Origin of the sequence: Duganella sp. sic0402 (assembly GCF_019219065.1) — a bacterium.
Classification (GTDB): domain Bacteria; phylum Pseudomonadota; class Gammaproteobacteria; order Burkholderiales; family Burkholderiaceae_D; genus Rugamonas.
Map to the genome: position 1 here is coordinate 181,613 of NZ_JAHUWK010000007.1, position 16,499 is coordinate 198,111.

The window sequence follows — 16,499 nt, forward strand, 5'->3', positions numbered from 1 at the left end:
GCGCGCAACGCCGCTAGCGCAAGTTCCCCGCCAGATGGACAGAGTCGCTTGCGCCGGCAAGGCGGATGGCGCGCCAGCCGTCTGCGGCTGCGTCGGCAATCTGCACAGACAGCGTGGAGCTGGGCAGTGGCACCGGCTTGACGAAGCGGACGTCAATTTCGCTGAAGTGCACGCCTTGCTGCCGAAGCAGCTCGTAGCTGCGCACAAAGCTGCCGAAGCCGTGCAGCACCAGACCACGGAACACCGAGCGCCGCGCCAGAGGTCCACACCAATGGATGGGATTGAAGTCGCCGGTGAGCAGCGCAAAATGCAGGCCGTCGCGCGCGCTGGCTTGCCATTGTCCGGCGCTGGTCCAGCGCGGCTGTGCGGCTTGCTCGCGCGCCGGCCTGGCGGGGCGAGGGCCGGGTAGCAGGAAGCTCATATGCAGTCTGGTGTCCAGCAGCACCGGCTGTTCGGCGGTACCGGTGGTGACCAGCACGACCACTTTGATGCGGCCGGGTGTTTCCTCAATCTGCTCGACCGCGGCGCGCAGGTGCAGAGGTGTGTTGCGCGGCAGGGGACCATGCACGCGCAGGCCGACGCCCTGATTGATGACGCTGGTCAGCTTGTAGGGCATGCGCAGCAGCAGTTCGCCGACCAGCGGCAAGCTCCATTGCGACACCATATGCGGCGGCAGCTCGCTGGCATAGTCGCCTGCCGCGCCGGCCCACGCGAGATAGGCGTCGACCAGTGCCGTTGGCGGGGCTGCAATCACGCGCCCGACCGGCGCGATCTGCGGTGGCGGTTGCTGCGAACCGCGCTTTGTGGATAGCGTGTGAGCGACGACGCGCGCGCCGGTCCACAGCATTGGCAACTGATAACGCAGCAAACCATATGGAACGCGGCTCATTGCTGGACTGCCTTGACGACTGCTGCCAATAGGGGCTGCGGCTGATACAGCAGCCGATGCGGCGTGAGGCCCAGCCGCACCACCACCAGTTGCTGTGATGGCACGACGGCGATGCTCTGGCCGTCATGGCCCTGCATCCAATAGGTATCCGCGGGCAGCTGGAAGCGTGCGTCCGGATTCTGTCCTTCTGGTGTATCACCGGATGGGCCCCAGCGCCATACCTGGCCCTGGCCATATTGACCGCCTGACGCGGACGCCGGCTGCTGCATGGTGTCGGCAAAGCCGGCAGGAAGGATGCGCTTGCCTTGCCACACGCCGTCCTGCAGCAAGAACTGGCCGAAGCGCGCCCAGTCCTGCGTGTTGGCGTACATATAGCTGGAGCCCACCAGATTGCCGCGCGCATCCGCTTCCATCACAGCACTGTGCATGCCTAGCGGCGCGAACAGGCGGTTGTGCGGCAGCGCCAGCACCTCTGCTGTGGTCGCCGGCGCGGCCGGATTGCCGGCTGCAGCGCGTTGCCAGATGCGCGACAGCAGCACACTGGTGCCGCTGGAGTAGTTCCACTTGCTGCCCGGCGCGGCGTCCAGTGCTTGTGCCGCAGTGAAGGCCGCCATATCCGGCTCCAGATACAACATGCGCGTCACGTCCGATACATCGCCGTAACCTTCGTTGTAATGCAGCCCGCTGCTCATCGACATCAGCTGCGCCACCGTGATCTGCGCGCGGCTGTCGCCTTGCGGCCAGAAACCGCTCTGCTGCAAGGATAGTTTGCCATCCGCGATCTGCATGCCAAGCAGCGCTGCCGTGACAGTCTTGGTCATCGACCACCCCAGCAATGGTGTCGCCGCGCTGTATCCCTGGCCGTAACGTTGAGCGATCAGCCGGCCGCGATGGATGACGGCGATGCCACGCATGCCCGGTCCGGCCAGCGTATCCTGATCCAGCAAGGCTTGCACTGCGACCCTGGTTTCCGCCAGTGACCCGGTGGGCCAGGGGACGTTGGGCGAGGGCGCCCAGATTGGTATGGGACGAAACTGATATTGCGACGCCAGCGCCACGTCACCATCCGGCGCAACCGCGCAACCAGTGCCGGGCCGATACACCGCCATGCCGTCGCCGACAAAGCCAAAGAACTGCGCGCGCACCGTCTTGCGCTGCTGGTCGACATTCACCTTCAGATATTTCAGCACCGGATGGCCCGGCGCCTGCACGTCATCGGCCAGCACCGCCTGGCCGTCGCGGCCAGCGATGAATACATTGGAGCACACGATTTTGGCGCCGTAGTTGGCACCAACCTTCAGCAACTCAGGTGGCTTGACCGCCAATGTGGCCGCACCGCCCGCCGCAATCACCAATACTGCCGCAGCAGCCAGTCCGATTTTTGAAGCCATTTGCATGCATGTCCTGAATTCGACGCTGAACGCATCGATTATGCCTAGAACAATGCCAAATTGCCAGACCGGTGACGGCGCCCAGCAAGTGCGCCTGCCACGCCACGCGAACGCCGTCGGGAAGATCGGACCAGCCGGCGACGTGGCCGGCGGCTTCCATGCTTATCTTGAGCAGCAGTCCAGCGCCGAGCAACAGCAGCGCCGCGCGCGCGCCTGCGCCAGCACGCTGCCAGAGCGCGAGGGCGGCCAGCATCACCAGCATGACGGCGATGCCAGATGCGCCACGGTAGTACAGGCAATCCGGCGCAAACAGCATCAGGCCCGCGCTGATCAGCGGCGCGGCCATGCCAGGCGCCAGCAGCAGTCGTCGCCAGCCCAGCGCCGGCAGCACGATGGCCGCCGCAACCAGCGCGGTGACATAATCGACCAGCGCATGCTGCACTGAATAGTGCACCAGATGGCCACTCCACAAGCGCCAGATTTCGCCCGCCAGTATCGCCTGGCGGTCGAACTCCAGCAGCTCAGCGACGGCGGCTGACTGCATATGCCACACCGCCTAACAGCAAGGCCATTGCCAGGCTGATCCAGCCCAGGCTTCCGCCGCCTTGATAGCCGGCCTTGTTCTCGACCTGGTAAGCGGCGTTGTTCTTGATACGCTCGCGGAACTGGTCCAGTTCCGACTGCAACTGCGGCACCAGCTGATCGACCGCACGTTCATAGCCCTCGCTACCGGCGGCGCGTGCCTTCTCGCTGACGCCAGCCAGGCTGGCGCTGCCCTTGACACGGCTGGTGCCCGGCGCGCGGAACAGCAACTGGCGGCTGCGCACATCGAACACCGATGCATCCAGCATGGTCTGCACGTCGTACTGCTCGCCGTGCACCACATAGGCGCCGATGATGGTCCAGTACAGCACCGACAGCGTATTGCTGTCATTGAACTGTACCTGGTCATAAGAGAGCAGGGTGACCACCTCCACATCAAACATGCGGGCCACTTGCTCCAGATTGGCATAGCCGCCCTTGGGCTTCAGGTATTGCGATGGGATGATTTCAATCTTGCCGATGTAGGCATGTTTGGAGAAAGCGTCGCGCACCCGCTCCAGCAGTTTCATTTTTGCCGCTTCCGGCAGGCCGTTGTTCCAGTTCGAACCGGGCACGAAGGCGATGCCGACTTTGACCGGCGGCCGCAGCTTGACCACGGCCGGCGCCAGCGCCGGCGGGGTCTGCGCATCCGGATACAGATAATCGACGATGCTGCCCGTCTGTTTGACGCCGCTTGGACTACGCCATGCCGCGCAGCTGCACAATGTGGTGGCGGCGATCAAGATCACCAGGGTTTTCAGGAATTTCATCTGCTTTCTCCTCTCCATCATCGCTGGAGTATAAGCAGACAAAATTCAGGCAGAAAGCCCCGGTGATCAAGGTATCAGCGGATGCTGCATGCGGTATCGTCGCACTGCACCTGCTGCGCCACCTGTTCTGCTACCAGCTGGCCGATGATGGCGCCGACTTTCATATCGTCGGCGCGGCCGAAGTGATGCAGCCGCAGCCGGCCCTGGCGATCGATGATCAGCAGCGTCGGCGTGCCACGCAGCTGGTATTCCTCCATCGTCAGCGGAATCGCTCCATGCGGAGAGGGCTGGTCTATCGCCACCGGGAAGTCGATGCGGTACTCGTGCACAAAGGCTTCCAGCGCGGCGCGGGTCATTACATCATGGTGCTCGAACACCGAATGCAGTCCGAGCACCGCCACATCCTGCTGATCGAACGCAGCGCGGATGGCCTTGGCTTGCGGGATGCCGTGCGAAACGCAGCCAGGACACAGCATCTGGAAGGCGTACACCACCACAACCTTGCCACGCAATTGTTCCAGCGAGAGCGGCCGCGCGGTGTTCAGCCAGGACGCGACCTGGAGTTCGGGGGCGATAGCATGCATGGCCGCTCCTTATTTGGCGCGCAGTTTGACCGATGGGAAGTCCACCGGCACCTTGAACGCCACGTTGACGTAATTGGTGAACAGGTTCAGCGCCACATGCGCCAGGATCTCGACGATTTCTTCGTCGTTGAAACCGGCGTCGCGCAGGGCGACCACTTCCTCGTCGCTGATCTGGGCGCGGTTGGTCACCACAGCGGTGGCGAAGCGCAGTGCGGCGGCGGTTTTCGGATCGGCCGACTGGCCAGCCTGTGCGGCCGCCATTTCTTCGGCGCTGGCGCCAGCCTTGCGGCCCAGTGCGGTGTGCGCGGCCAGGCAGTATTCGCAGTCATTGCGGTCGGCGATGGCGACGGCGATCTGTTCACCGAGCTTGGCGTTGATGACGCCGCCACCCAGGGCGCCGAACGAGCCCCACATGGATTTCAGCGCGGCGGTCGAATTGGCGACAGCCTTGAACATGTTGGGCGTGACGCCGAAGGCGCCATGGATCTGCGACAGCAGTTGTTGACGTTCGCCGGTGGTGTCGGCAGGGGTAACGAGAGCGATGCGGGACATGATATTTCCTTTCAATCATTAAGTTGGTTTGTTACGGTGTTAGGAGTCCTAACTATTGTGGTCAAAAAAAATGAAACGATATTACGCAAACACCTTCCAGTTACGCGCCTTGGTCACCGGATCGGCCGGTTCTTGTTCAAGGCAATCCGTGCGCAACAGCGGCACCGACAGCGGCGCGTCCACCAGCTTGCAGTGGTGCGGCGCAGGCTTGCCTGGATGCGCGTTCGGTTCAAAGAACCGGCACGACAAGCAGGCGCGCATTTCGGGGAAGCGATCCGTTTTTTGCAGCTGCGCGATCAGCTTGAACAAACCGGTGAGCAGCTCCGCCTGCTGCGATGCAGGCAGGGCGGCAGCGGCTTGTTCCGCAAAACCCAGTGCGCCCCCGATGCGGGCCGCCATTGCTGCGCCTTCCGGCGTCAGGAACAGCGCGGTGGCGCGGCCATCATCCTCCGCGCGCGCCTTGTACAGCAAACCCTTGGACACCAGCGCCGATACCGAATCGCTGGCACTGGCTGCGCTGATCGACAACTGAGCAGCGAGCCAGGACAGGCGCACACCTTGCTTGCGGCCTTGTAGCAGTTGCAGCATCTCGGCCTGAGTAGGATTAAGGTGCTCGGCCGTGGCGAATTCCCACATACCGGAACGCATCACGCTGGCGATGCGTCCGATAGAGGTAACGATACGGGCCGAAACGTCCGGTGTATCCTGCCACGGTTTTTTAGGTTTGCTGTCCATGCTTTGCATCATACACCCGAAAATGGCTTTGTCAAGGACTCCTAATTAAATAACTTTCTGCTTGCGCTGCCGTTCATCCGGTTTAAGCGCCGCTCATCATGTATTTCGACCATTCCTCCGATTGTCGGCTGGCGGAAGGCTTTACCGTACTACCCTCGGGCTTATCGATACCCTGAGGAAGAGGCCAATGCTGTCCCTGCGTAACCTGCATAAAACCTATGCCAATGGCGTACACGCCACCCGCGATATCTCGCTGGACATACCCACCGGACTATTTGGCCTGCTGGGGCCTAATGGCGCCGGAAAATCCTCGCTGATGCGCACCATCGCCACCTTGCAGAGGCCCGATAGCGGCAGCATCCATCTGGATGGCGTCGATGTGCTGGCGCAGCCGCTGGCAATGCGTCGCCAGCTTGGGTATTTGCCGCAGGATTTTGGCGTCTATCCGAAAGTATCGGCACTGGAATTGCTCAATCACTTCGCCATCCTGAAAGGCATCACCGCGCGTGGTGAACGGCGCGAGATGGTGGACGCGCTGCTTCAGCAGACCAATCTGTGGGAGGTGCGCCGGCGCGCAGTACACAGCTATTCGGGCGGCATGCGGCAGCGCTTCGGTATCGCGCAGGCGCTGCTGGGCGCACCACGGCTGGTCATCGTCGATGAGCCGACGGCGGGACTGGACCCTGATGAGCGCAACCGCTTTCTCAATTTACTGGCCCGCATAGGCGAGCAGGTGGTGGTGATCCTCTCCACGCATATCGTGGCGGACGTCACCGACCTGTGCGCGCGCATGGCGATTATCGCGGCAGGGCGGGTGGTGGCCAGCGGCGAACCGCAGGCCGCCATCGCCTCTTTGCACGCGTCGATATGGCAACGCGGTGTCCGCGAGTCGATGCTGGCGGATTATCAGGCGCGCTATACCGTTCTATCTTCACGCCTGCAAGGCGGGCTGCCGCATATCCGGGTGCATTCCATCGAGGCGCCCGGCGATGGATTTGTCCCATCTCCTCCCAGCCTGGAAGACCTGTACTTCCTGACGCTGCGCAGCGTGGCTTGAGGAGCGTGCGATGTGGAGCGAATTTTTCCGTTTTGATCTGCGCTACCAGTTACGCCAGCCCATGCTGTGGATGGTGACGCTGGTACTGATGTTGATGGGCTGGTTCTCCGCCAGCAGCGACGCTATCCGAATCGGCGGCGCGACTGGAGCTGTTTATCTGAATGCGCCTGTCATCATCGCCAATCAACTGGGGATATTGAGCGTACTGGCGCTATTCCTGGTCACGATGCTGATCGCCGGCAGTGTGCTGCGTGATGCGGAGAGCGGCATGTCGGATTTACTGTATGCCACTCCCATGCGCAAGAGTGCCTATTTGCTGGGGCGCTTTTTGGCTGGCTGGCTCTGTTGTCTGCTGGTGTTTGCACTAGTGGCTTTGACTATGCTGGCCGCAAGTGCGATTGGCGGCGCCGATCCCGAGCGGCTTGGGCCGGTTTCGCTCTGGCCCTATGTCTGGAGCATGGTAGTGCTGGTACTGCCCAATTTGCTGTTCGTGACGGCCTTGCTGATGTTGCTTGCTGCCCTGACCCGCTCACTATTGATGGTCTACGTGGGCGTGCTGGCATTTATGGTGCTGTGGTCGGCGGCTGGCTTGCTGGCGCAACGCCAGGAAGGCCTGCTGCCGGGTTCTCTGCTGGACCCGTTTGCGCTCCGTGCGCTGGCGCATGCCACGCGCTACTACACGAATGCCGATATTAATCAACGCCTGCCGGAGTTTGCAGGCGCTTTATTGGCCAACCGCCTGCTATGGGCGCTGGTCGCACTGAGCCTGCTGGCGCTGACCGTTTGGCGCTTTCAGCCTCTGCACGCTGGTACGGCGCGGCGGGGCTGGCTGGGCCGGATGGCTGATCGCTGGTTCCGCGTGCCAGGCCGCCCGCAGGCTGCCAAAGCGGTAGAGCAGCCCTCTGGCGCCTGGGTGCGCCGTGCGCCGCATTGGGGACTATCCAGCGCATGGCGGCAATGCTGGAGCATGCTGACTCTGGATGTGCGCGGCATGCTGCGCAGCTTGCCCTTCATGATCATGCTGCTGCTGGGCCTTGCCAATTTCCTGGTTAACTATCTGGTTGGGGGACTACGCATCGACAGTGTCCCTTATCCGCTGACGCGCATGATGCTGCAAGAACTTGATGGCGGCCTGAATGCTGTGCTGGGGCTGGTGCTGCTGTTTTATAGCGGCGAGTTGGTGCACAAGGATAGGCAAGCCCGCATCGATGGCCTGAGCGACGCCATGCCGGTGGCTCAGTGGGCGCCGCTGCTGGCCAAGTGCGGCGCGCTACTGGTGCTGGTACTGGTGTACATGGTGGCAGGCGTGCCCGCCGCCATGCTGATTCAGGCCGTGCAGGGTGGTGTGGATTTTCAGCCCCTCCTGTACTTGCAAGGCACGCTGCTGGCAGCGGCCTGGTATGGACTGATGGCGCTGGCCTTGCTGGCTTTGCAGGTGCTTGCCGGGCATCGCTATCTTGGCTATGCGCTTGGATGGGCGTTGATGCTGTCCGAGCGCGTGTTGCAGGGGATGGGAATCGATAACCATCTCTACAGCTACGCAGCCTTGCCGGCATTGGTGTATTCGGATATGAACGGCTATGGCCACTACCTGAAAGGCTGGAGCTGGTTTGCCTTTTACTGGACGCTGTTTGCGCTAGCCTTGCTCTTGCTGGCTCAGGCGTTCTGGCAACGTGGGCAGATGCCGCGCTGGCGCCAGCGCTGGCGACTGGCACTGGCGCCGAACGGCGCCTTGCGCGGCCTGCGGGGAGCTGCCCTGCTGGTTTGCCTGGCAGCCTGGGCGGCCTGCGGCCGCTGGATTGATTACAACACCAGCGTGCTGAATCTGTATCTGAGTCCAGCTGAACGCCTGGATTTGCGCGCCGATTATGAAAAGACCTGGCGTAGCACGCTGGCGATTGCCCAGCCACGTCTGGTCAGCATACAAACTGAGGTGGAGCTGTTTCCTCAGCAGCAGCGGGCCGAGATTCGTGGCCACTATCTCGTGCAGAACAAAGAGAGCGCGGCCATGGATACCTTGCATCTACAGCGCAGCAGTGGCGCGGATGGCGGCATGGTGTCCCGCGTGGACACGCAATTCCTGAATTTGCCGCCGCATACGGTGCTACGCGACGATAAGCGTCACGGCGTGTTGTTGCTGCGGCTGGCGCGGCCGATTGCGCCGGGGGAGCAGTTGGCACTGGACTTCAAGGTCAGCATCAGTCATCCCGGCTTCACCAACAGCGGCAAGCCTGCACCGATCAATGACAACGGCACGCTGTTCACGTTCGACGAATTTTTCCCGCAACTGGGTTATCAGGCGGCGCGGGAAATCGACGACCGCAATGCGCGCCGTACACGCGGGCTGGGCGAACCGCACCGAAGTCCCGCCCGCACCGAGCAGGCCGCCGTGCAGGACAATTATCTGAAGCCGCTTGGTGTACAGGCCGACCTTGTCGCGTTCGACGCCATTGTCTCCACGTCGGCAGACCAGACCGCGATGGCGCCAGGCAGCTTGCAGCGCCAATGGCGGCAGCAGGGGCGCAACTATTTTCATTACAAGCTGGCGCGTCCTGCGCTGCCTTTTCTGTCATTCCAGTCGGCGCGCTGGAACGTGCGTTCGGCGGAGTGGCAGGGCATGCCGATACGCGTCTACTACCATCCCCAGCATCCCTACAACGTGGAACGCATGCTGGCCGGCGCCCGCGCGGCATTGGCATATAACAGCCGCCACTTCGGCCCCTATCCATATGACGAGCTGCGGATACTTGAAACACCGCTGTATCAAAGCTATGCACGCAGCTTCCCGATGACCATCCCGATCTCGGAGTCACTGGGCTTTATCAATGACGTGCGCGACCCGGAGCGCTTCGACCACGTATTTTATGTGACCGCCCACGAGGTAGCGCATCATTGGTGGGGCGAGCAAGTGATGGCGGCGCATATGCAGGGCGGGGCGCTGATTACCGAATCGCTGAGCGAATATGCCGCGCTGATGGCGACAGAGCAGCAATATGGCAAGACAGCTCTGTCACGCCTGTTGCGCTGGAATCTGGACGAGTATCTGCGTGGACGCGGCGCCGACCATAGCGGAGAGGTAGCGCTGGCCGCTGTGGACGAGCAGGTCTATCTGCAGTACCGCAAAGGCAGCCTGGCGTTTTACCGCTTGCGTGCCGAGCTAGGAGAACAGGCTGTGAATGTGGCCTTGCGCCGGCTGCTGGAGGCCCATCGCTATCAGCCGGCGCCGTATGTTACGAGCATGGACTTGTTGGCGCAACTGCGTGCGCAAAGCCCGCCCGAACGGCAGCAACTGCTGACAGATTTGTTTGAGCGTATCGTTTTGTACGATAACCGTATCGTCGCGGCCAGTGTCCGTCAGCGTGCCGATGGGCGCTGGGAAGTGCCGCTCAAGCTAAGGCTGGCTAAACTGGTGGCCGATGCCGGTGGGCGCGAGGTGGCGCAGGCCTATGATGAGCCGATAGAACTGGCGGTATATGGCGCTTCAGGCCAGGAGCTTTACCATGATTGGCGCCGGGTGCCTGCGGGCGACGCCAGTCTGACGCTGGTGCTGGAGGGCGGCAGCGAGCGTCCGGCACGCGTGGCGCTCGACCCTGGGCAATTGCTGATAGACCGTAACGTGGCCGATAACAGCCGCCAGATCAGTCCCTGAACAATCCTGCTAGAGCTGATGGCCCTGTTTGAACGCGCTGCTGCGGCGGCGTGACATCTGTACCCGCATCTGGTTATGCAGCACCAAGGTCAGGCCACCGGTCGGGGAGCTTGTGATCTGTGCAACGCTGCGCAGGTTGACAATCTGGCTGCGGTTGATGCGGATGAAGTGGCTGGGATTGAGCCGTGCCTCCAGCTGGCTCAGGGAGCGCAGCATCAGCGGCCTTTGCTGGTCGAAGTATACCCGGGTGTAATTGCCCTCGGATTCAAACAGCGTGATCTGGTCCAGCGCGACGAACCAGCAACGTTCTCCCTCTTGCAGGAATATTTTGTCCTGGCTTGCGGCAGGTGCCGCAGGCGCCACCTTTTGCAAGGCTTGTTCCAGACGCTCCGGTTCGATCGGTTTGAGCAGATAATCCAATGCATTGACGGCAAAGGCCCGCAATGCATAGTGATCGTAGGCGCTGGTGAATATGACTGGCGGCACGCGATCGAGTGCTGCCAGAAGATCGAAGCCGGTGCCGTCCGGCAGCTGGATGTCGAGCAGGATCAGATCTGCCGCATGGCTGGCGATGGCTTCCAGGCCTTGCGCCACGTCGGCGGCTTCCGCAACGATATGGCATGGGATGCGGCTATGGCTTAGCAGGCGGCGTAACTCGTCGCGTGCCAAACGTTCATCATCAATCAGCACTACTTTTAGCATCCTGCCTCCTCAGGCAATACGATGGTGGCATAGACCCAGCCCGAGGCTGCGGTCAGATTGCAGCGCGCATCAGGGCCGCATTGCAGCTGCAATCGCTGCCGCGCATTGGCCAGTCCCAGCCGGGTCGATGCACTGTGCTCGGCCAGTTGGCCCTGATTGGCGACGCAGATTTCGACTGCGCCATCGCGGCGCCGCGCCGTCAATATGATCTGGCAAGCAGCCCTGCTGCGCTCGACGCCATGGCGGATGGCGTTTTCCACCAAGGTCTGCAAAACCAGCGGCGGCAGGCACACCTTGGCCACATCGTCCTCGATCTGAACGCTAAAGACCAGCCGTTCGTCAAAGCGTAAACGTTCCATCGCCAGATAAGCCTGTAGTGCGTGCAGTTCGTCAGCCAGCGGCACGAGGGCAGTTTGATGGGTTTGCAGATTGTGCCGCATCATGCGCGCAAGAGCGTTGACGGCGCGGGCACAGGCGTCGGCATCCTGATAAGCCAATGCACGTATGCTGTTCAGGCTATTGAAAAAGAAATGGGGATTGATCTGGGCTTGCAGTGCGCGCAGCTCCGCATCTTTGACGCTGACGCCAAGCTGCAGCTTTTCCAGCTCAAAGCGGTTAGCCCGGCGGCGCGTCAGGGCCACGGCGTAGCACAAGGTCCAGATGGCGAACACGGTGAGCCACATCAGCAACAGCAGCGCAAGATTGACGGCGATGGCAACGCGGCTATCGTCGAAGATTGCCGCGTCATTGAATATCAGGTCGACGCACAGCAGCACCCCGGTTTGCAGCAGCGTTATGATGGCCACACCCGACGCGAGGGCCGCGAGTGGCAGGCGCTGGGGGCGCTCCAGCCAGCCGCGCTGCTGCAGCTGCCGGCGCCATAGATGGGAGAGTCCCAGTCCAGCCAGGGTGCATATCAGCTTTGCTGCGCTCATGCGTATGGCGCTGTGCCAGTCCGCAAAGGAGGAGGACAGAATGCTGAGCAGGCCCAGTATCCCCCAGCCCATGAGCTGGCAAAACCAATAGTCCCGCTCGAAAGCAATGGAGCGGGCGTTCACACGAAGCTGTTCAGAGATGGCATGTTGTTATAGTAGCATGCGCCTGGCTTGTTGTTGAACGCCCGCCCCCCAGGCTTTAGAAGCTGGTTGAAATGCCTGCGTATAGCGAGCGGCGCTCGCCGTACTGTGGCGCGCCGACACCCACGCCGGAACCGTCGCGCAGCAGGTAGACTTTGTCGAAGGCGTTGATCAGCGCCAGGCGGCCTTCGATGCTGCCGACCGGCGTGGTCTTCCAGGTATGGGTCAGCGCCAGGTTGACGGTGGTGTAGTGCGGCAGGTGGCCGGAATTCGGCGCGCCGTCGTCCGGCGTCATGCGCAGGCCACTGCCGTACAGGACATCGCCGCTGACTTGCGAGTCACCCCAGTGGTAATGCGCGCCCCCCGACACCGTCACCGTCTGGTCATGATCGACGTGGATATAGTGGTTGGCGATGTAGGCCAGTTCATCCGGGCCAAACAGCGACTGGCCCGAGGTGATATGCGTGCCTTCCGCCTTCTGCGTGGTGACGTTGAGGAAGCTGCCCCAGTCCTTCTGGCTGTACACCGCCGACAGTTCCAGTCCTTTGGCGTAGCCGCGCTCATAGTTGAATGGCGACAGGATCAATGCCTGGCCGAACTGGCCTTCATCCAGCATATTGCGGATCTTCTTGTAGTAAGCGTCCGCCGTCATGGTCAGCGCGCTGCTGAACTGGTGGCTGACGCCGACATCGTAGTAGTTGGTGCGCTCGGACTTGACGTTGTCCGACAGCGCCACTTCCGGCGCATTCGAGGTGCCGGCGTATTTGTCGATGCTGGACTGCGCCGCCAGTTCCTGCGGCGGCGGGGTGAAGTAGCGCGAATAGCCGGCGTGCAGCGACGTGCCTTTGGCCAGCTGGTAGGCGAGATTGATGCGCGGACTCCATTGCTGCTCGTTGACGAAGGCGTCCACCTTATCGAAGCGCACGCCGTAGTTGACTGTCAGCGGTGCGCCGATATGCCATTCGTCCTGCAGGTAGACGCTGGACAGCTTGCCGGTCTGGCGGCTGTTGTCGATGATGCTGCGCGGATCAGTGCTGGCCTGCGTGCCGTCGTCGTTCATGTCGAACACGCCGACGGTGTTGTCGCTATGCGTGGTCTGGCGCGTGTAGGCCAGACCGGCGCGTACGGTATGGGCGTCATTCAGCTTGTAGCTGGCGTCGAATTGCAGGCCGTTGGCGGTGTTGGAGCGCAGCGTGTTGGAGGCGACGCCGTTGTAGGCCAGGTCGCCAATGGGATCTGGCGTGTAGTGCAGTTCCGAATACTGATGGAAGCCGGATACCTGGTAATTCAGGTCGCCCACGCTTTTTTGCAGCGACAGCACCAGGAAGCGGTTCAACTCGCGCTGGCGCTCATCCAGTTGCGACGAATCCGGCGCGGTGGCGCCAGTGACGGCAAACGCCGGCTGCTGATCCGGATTGTTGGGAATCTGGAAGCGGCCATTGTAGGTGCCGAACATCAGGCCCAGGCGGGTGTTGTCGTCCAGAAAGTAGGACAGCGTGCCGAAGGACTTGGCCTGGCGCGTCTGGTCATGCAGCGCGCTGCGCGTTGGCAGTGGATTCTCGATGCCCAGATTGCTCGACAGGTAGCTGCCGGACAGGTAGTAATTGAACGCGCCCTGGGTGCCGAAGAACTCTGCGCTGGGCTGCACATAATCATGGCTGCCGGCCAGCACACCGATGCGGCCGCCGGACTTGGGCTGGCCTTCCTTGGTCTGGATGTCGACAATGCCGGCGGTGCGCAGGCCGAATTGCGCCGGCAGCGCGCCGGTGATGAAATCGGTGGATTCAACAAAGCGCGTGTCGATCGACTGGCCGAAACCGCTGATCGACTCCGGCAGCTGTACGCCGTTCACGCGGTATTGCACGTTGGCGTGGTCGTCGCGTACGTGGATCGAGCCGGAGCCCTTGGAGTCCTGGCTGACGCCGGGCAGGCGCAGCAGCACTTCGTTGAACGGCGTGTTATCGCCTTGGCCGAGTTGATCGACCATGTGCTTGTCGATGCTGTAGATGGTGGTGCCGACGTTGGGCGACAAATCGATGCGCGCGCTTTTCAGGTGGGCGGCGGTAACTTCCACCTGCGGCACGACGGTGTCGTCGTCGGCATACGCTTGGTGGGCGGAGAAAATGGTGGCCAGCAGCAGTGGCAGGGTGCGGAGTTGCATGTTAAATCCTCAAATGTTCAGGCATGGCGATGCGGCGGCCCTGGCATTCAGGGCCGCACCGCAATCAAAGGTCGGAATTCAGATGGAGAAAACAGCAACGCCGGGCGGCGCGTGTGAAGGTGGCGTCAGATAGCCGGTTTGCGCCGCGCGCACCACAGTGGCGGGTGCCAGCACCGGCAGGCTGGCGGGCGGCGCCAGTGGCGCTACCGAGACGGTCAAAGGGGGCACGCCGCCGGCTGGCATGTCGGCCAGCGCGCAGGCGGCACAATCAGGTTCGTGCTGGGTGTAGTCGTGCGCGTGGGCGCCAGCGCCCAGCAACTGCAATGCGAGGAATAGCAGGACGAAGAACATCATGACGCGTTGATAACGCGACTGGCGATGGGCTGCGCTCATGATGATGTTCTGCTGTTGCATCGGCAGATTTTACAACGGATCGGGATTTCAGTGCTGTGGATTCGCGTAAGGCTCGCCGACCAGACCGCGCCGCGTCGCCAGCACCACCGCATGCGTGCGTGCTGTTGCGCCAAGCTTGTCAAAAAGGCCTTTGACGTGAGTTTTCACGGTGCCCACGCCGATGCCCAGTTCGCGCGCGATCGACTTGTTGCACTGGCCTTGCGCCAGCAGTTGCAGCACATCGGTTTCGCGGCTGGTCAGGCCGATCCGGGTGAAGCTGTCGGCCACGCAGCGGCTCAGTTCAGCGCTGAGGTAGCGAGTGCCGCGGCTGAGCGTGCGCACGGCGGTCAGGAGCTGTTCGGAGTCGGCGTTCTGCAGCAGGTAGCCGTGCACGCCCGCCATCATCGCGGTGCGCACTTCCCATTCGCGTTCCAGCTGGGTGACGATCAGCACGCGCGCCTGGGTGTCGCCATAATGCGCGGCGGCCGCGAGGCGCATATGTTCCAGCCCGCTGCGATGGTCGAGGATGATGACATCGGCGCCCGTGTGGCCGGCGCTGTCGGCACTGGTGGTGACGTAAATGTCGCCTTGTGCGCCCAGCAGCGCCGCCAGTCCGGCGCGGACGATGGCGTCAGCGTGGCTGATGTGCACATGTACTTTATCGCCTTGCTGGACAATCGCGTCGGTATTGCCGGAGCCACCGGTAGCCTGCGGCCAGTAACGGGTATCCATTCGCATGTCACTCTCCTAAAAATTAAAATGTAAGATCAATCGCTGTCCATCGGCGCTGCCGGCACAATCAGCCGGCGCCGCCCGAAAATCCGCGCATCCACCGAATAGGCGCCTGCGCCCAACAGCGTCAGCGCCAACGCGGTCACGGTGGCGGTCAGCAGCACCGCCGCATGCGGCCAGTCGGCGTGCCACAGGCAGCTCACCTGCCAGGCTGCCACCACCAGCGCAGCCACCGGCGTGAGCATGCCCGCCGTCAGCGCCATGACCAGCAACAGCTCCGCGATCGCCAGCCACCATGGCGCAGCGCCGCCACAGCCGCCTTCCAGCAACAAATGCAGGCTGACCGCCGTCCTGAGCATCAGCAAGCCGACACCCGCGCTTCCGCGCGGAAAACTGGAACTAAATCCCCGCATAATGGTTCGGCCTTCTATGGACTGGGTACAAGAGTAAGCGCTATGGACATTTTTGCCACGCCCCGATCCGGGAGGGGCTTGCTACCTAGATGGAGGTATAGGCAAGAACTTGCAGTTGTGGCATGCTTGCGCTAGATGCCCGAAATTTAATCACGAGACTCCCATGTATCCATCGCCTATTACCATCCTGAGCGTGGACGACCACCCCATGTTCCGCGAGGGTATCGCCAGCGTCATCGCTGACGAGGAAGACATGCAGCTGGTCGAAGAAGCCACCAATGGCGTGCAGGCGGTTGACGCCTACCGCCGTCTGCAGCCCGACATCACGCTGATGGATATCCAAATGCCTGATATGAACGGCATCGACGCCACGCTGGCGATCCGCAAGGAGTTCCCTCACGCGCGTATCGTGGTACTGACCACTTACGAGGGAGACGTGCTGGCGCAGCGTGCGATTGCGGCAGGCGCTTCCGGTTATCTGTTGAAAAGCATGCTGCGCAAGGAGCTGCTGGCGACCATCCGCTGCGTGCACGAAGGCCGCCGTAGTATTCCGCCGGCAGTGGCCAGCGGCATTGCCGAACACTGGCATGAGGGTGTGCTGAGCAAGCGCGAGGTGGAAGTGTTGCAGCTGGTGGCGGGAGGCCAGAGCAATAAGCGCATCGGCATGCACCTGTTGATTTCAGAGGAAACGGTCAAGGTGCACATGAAGAGTATCCTGTCCAAGCTGAACGCCAGCGACCGCACGCACGCGGTCACGCTGGCGATCGAGCGCGGCATCCTCGACCTGCACGCCTGCGGCCTGGTTCAGTAAGC

General features: G+C 62.2%; 16 protein-coding genes. 3 read left to right on the forward strand and 13 right to left on the reverse strand.

Annotated features, from left to right (window positions below):
* Positions 1-13: 13 nt before the first annotated feature.
* From KW842_RS17895 to KW842_RS17925, 7 genes are all read right to left on the reverse strand, one after another.
* On the reverse strand, positions 14-889 hold the full coding sequence (locus KW842_RS17895; protein WP_218305458.1) for a MaoC/PaaZ C-terminal domain-containing protein: 876 nt from the start codon (positions 887-889) through the stop codon (positions 14-16).
* On the reverse strand, positions 886-2,280 hold the full coding sequence (locus KW842_RS17900; protein ID WP_218305459.1) for a serine hydrolase: 1,395 nt from the start codon (positions 2,278-2,280) through the stop codon (positions 886-888). Before KW842_RS17900 ends, KW842_RS17895 begins: the two co-directional genes overlap by 4 nt.
* On the reverse strand, positions 2,195-2,824 hold the full coding sequence (gene rrtA, locus KW842_RS17905; RefSeq protein WP_218305460.1) for a rhombosortase: 630 nt from the start codon (positions 2,822-2,824) through the stop codon (positions 2,195-2,197). The genes KW842_RS17900 and rrtA overlap by 86 nt, the downstream gene beginning before the upstream one ends.
* Positions 2,802-3,632 (reverse strand): rhombotarget lipoprotein, encoded by an 831-nt coding sequence (rhlP, locus tag KW842_RS17910; RefSeq protein ID WP_218305461.1) that lies wholly within the window; start codon positions 3,630-3,632, stop codon positions 2,802-2,804. The genes rrtA and rhlP overlap by 23 nt, the downstream gene beginning before the upstream one ends.
* Positions 3,633-3,706: 74 nt before the next feature.
* Positions 3,707-4,216, reverse strand: coding sequence for a redoxin domain-containing protein (locus KW842_RS17915; RefSeq protein WP_218305462.1), 510 nt, complete (start codon positions 4,214-4,216; stop codon positions 3,707-3,709).
* A 9-nt stretch (positions 4,217-4,225) separates the two neighbouring features.
* Complete coding sequence (locus KW842_RS17920; RefSeq protein ID WP_218305463.1) at positions 4,226-4,768, reverse strand: carboxymuconolactone decarboxylase family protein; 543 nt, start codon at positions 4,766-4,768, stop codon at positions 4,226-4,228.
* A gap of 81 nt (positions 4,769-4,849) precedes the next feature.
* The gene (locus tag KW842_RS17925) at positions 4,850-5,503 is read right to left on the reverse strand and encodes a MarR family winged helix-turn-helix transcriptional regulator (protein ID WP_218305464.1); all 654 of its coding nucleotides are present in this window, start codon (positions 5,501-5,503) and stop codon (positions 4,850-4,852) included.
* A gap of 187 nt (positions 5,504-5,690) precedes the next feature.
* Between KW842_RS17925 and KW842_RS17930 the strand changes: the two genes are divergently transcribed.
* A complete protein-coding gene (locus tag KW842_RS17930; RefSeq protein ID WP_218305465.1) occupies positions 5,691-6,560 on the forward strand; it encodes an ABC transporter ATP-binding protein in 870 nt (289 codons plus the stop codon).
* A gap of 10 nt (positions 6,561-6,570) precedes the next feature.
* Entirely contained in the window at positions 6,571-10,209 is a 3,639-nt protein-coding gene (locus KW842_RS17935; protein ID WP_218305466.1) for a M1 family aminopeptidase, read from the forward strand.
* Positions 10,210-10,218: 9 nt separating this feature from the next.
* On the opposite strand, the gene KW842_RS17940 is transcribed toward KW842_RS17935, so the two are convergent.
* The 6 genes from KW842_RS17940 to KW842_RS17965 all read right to left on the reverse strand — a co-directional run bounded on the left by KW842_RS17940 (position 10,219) and on the right by KW842_RS17965 (position 15,638).
* Complete coding sequence (locus KW842_RS17940; protein WP_218305467.1) at positions 10,219-10,911, reverse strand: LytTR family DNA-binding domain-containing protein; 693 nt, start codon at positions 10,909-10,911, stop codon at positions 10,219-10,221.
* On the reverse strand, positions 10,905-11,969 hold the full coding sequence (locus tag KW842_RS17945; protein WP_373925205.1) for a sensor histidine kinase: 1,065 nt from the start codon (positions 11,967-11,969) through the stop codon (positions 10,905-10,907). The genes KW842_RS17940 and KW842_RS17945 overlap by 7 nt, the downstream gene beginning before the upstream one ends.
* 76 nt (positions 11,970-12,045) lie before the next feature.
* Positions 12,046-14,148: a TonB-dependent receptor gene (locus KW842_RS17950; RefSeq protein WP_218305468.1), complete on the reverse strand. Its 2,103-nt coding sequence runs from the start codon at positions 14,146-14,148 to the stop codon at positions 12,046-12,048.
* A gap of 78 nt (positions 14,149-14,226) precedes the next feature.
* A complete protein-coding gene (locus KW842_RS17955; RefSeq protein WP_229223772.1) occupies positions 14,227-14,541 on the reverse strand; it encodes a hypothetical protein in 315 nt (104 codons plus the stop codon).
* Between the two features lie 48 nt (positions 14,542-14,589).
* Positions 14,590-15,279: a response regulator transcription factor gene (locus KW842_RS17960; protein ID WP_218305469.1), complete on the reverse strand. Its 690-nt coding sequence runs from the start codon at positions 15,277-15,279 to the stop codon at positions 14,590-14,592.
* A 29-nt stretch (positions 15,280-15,308) separates the two neighbouring features.
* A complete protein-coding gene (locus tag KW842_RS17965; RefSeq protein ID WP_218305470.1) occupies positions 15,309-15,638 on the reverse strand; it encodes a hypothetical protein in 330 nt (109 codons plus the stop codon).
* Positions 15,639-15,849: 211 nt separating this feature from the next.
* On the opposite strand from KW842_RS17965, the gene KW842_RS17970 reads away from it, so the two are divergent.
* Complete coding sequence (locus tag KW842_RS17970) at positions 15,850-16,497, forward strand: response regulator transcription factor (RefSeq protein WP_218305471.1); 648 nt, start codon at positions 15,850-15,852, stop codon at positions 16,495-16,497.
* Positions 16,498-16,499 lie beyond the last annotated feature (2 nt).

Coding starts and splice junctions, on each gene's coding strand:
- KW842_RS17900 (WP_218305459.1), bottom strand. CDS start 2,280: ATGGCTTCAAAAATCGGACTGGCTGCTGCGGCAGTATTGGTGATTGCG.
- KW842_RS17895 (WP_218305458.1), bottom strand. CDS start 889: ATGAGCCGCGTTCCATATGGTTTGCTGCGTTATCAGTTGCCAATGCTG.
- KW842_RS17940 (WP_218305467.1), bottom strand. CDS start 10,911: ATGCTAAAAGTAGTGCTGATTGATGATGAACGTTTGGCACGCGACGAG.
- KW842_RS17920 (WP_218305463.1), bottom strand. CDS start 4,768: ATGTCCCGCATCGCTCTCGTTACCCCTGCCGACACCACCGGCGAACGT.
- KW842_RS17950 (WP_218305468.1), bottom strand. CDS start 14,148: ATGCAACTCCGCACCCTGCCACTGCTGCTGGCCACCATTTTCTCCGCC.
- KW842_RS17955 (WP_229223772.1), bottom strand. CDS start 14,541: ATGAGCGCAGCCCATCGCCAGTCGCGTTATCAACGCGTCATGATGTTC.
- KW842_RS17915 (WP_218305462.1), bottom strand. CDS start 4,216: ATGCATGCTATCGCCCCCGAACTCCAGGTCGCGTCCTGGCTGAACACC.
- KW842_RS17925 (WP_218305464.1), bottom strand. CDS start 5,503: ATGGACAGCAAACCTAAAAAACCGTGGCAGGATACACCGGACGTTTCG.
- KW842_RS17930 (WP_218305465.1), top strand. CDS start 5,691: ATGCTGTCCCTGCGTAACCTGCATAAAACCTATGCCAATGGCGTACAC.
- rhlP (WP_218305461.1), bottom strand. CDS start 3,632: ATGAAATTCCTGAAAACCCTGGTGATCTTGATCGCCGCCACCACATTG.
- KW842_RS17935 (WP_218305466.1), top strand. CDS start 6,571: ATGTGGAGCGAATTTTTCCGTTTTGATCTGCGCTACCAGTTACGCCAG.
- KW842_RS17970 (WP_218305471.1), top strand. CDS start 15,850: ATGTATCCATCGCCTATTACCATCCTGAGCGTGGACGACCACCCCATG.
- rrtA (WP_218305460.1), bottom strand. CDS start 2,824: ATGCAGTCAGCCGCCGTCGCTGAGCTGCTGGAGTTCGACCGCCAGGCG.
- KW842_RS17960 (WP_218305469.1), bottom strand. CDS start 15,279: ATGCGAATGGATACCCGTTACTGGCCGCAGGCTACCGGTGGCTCCGGC.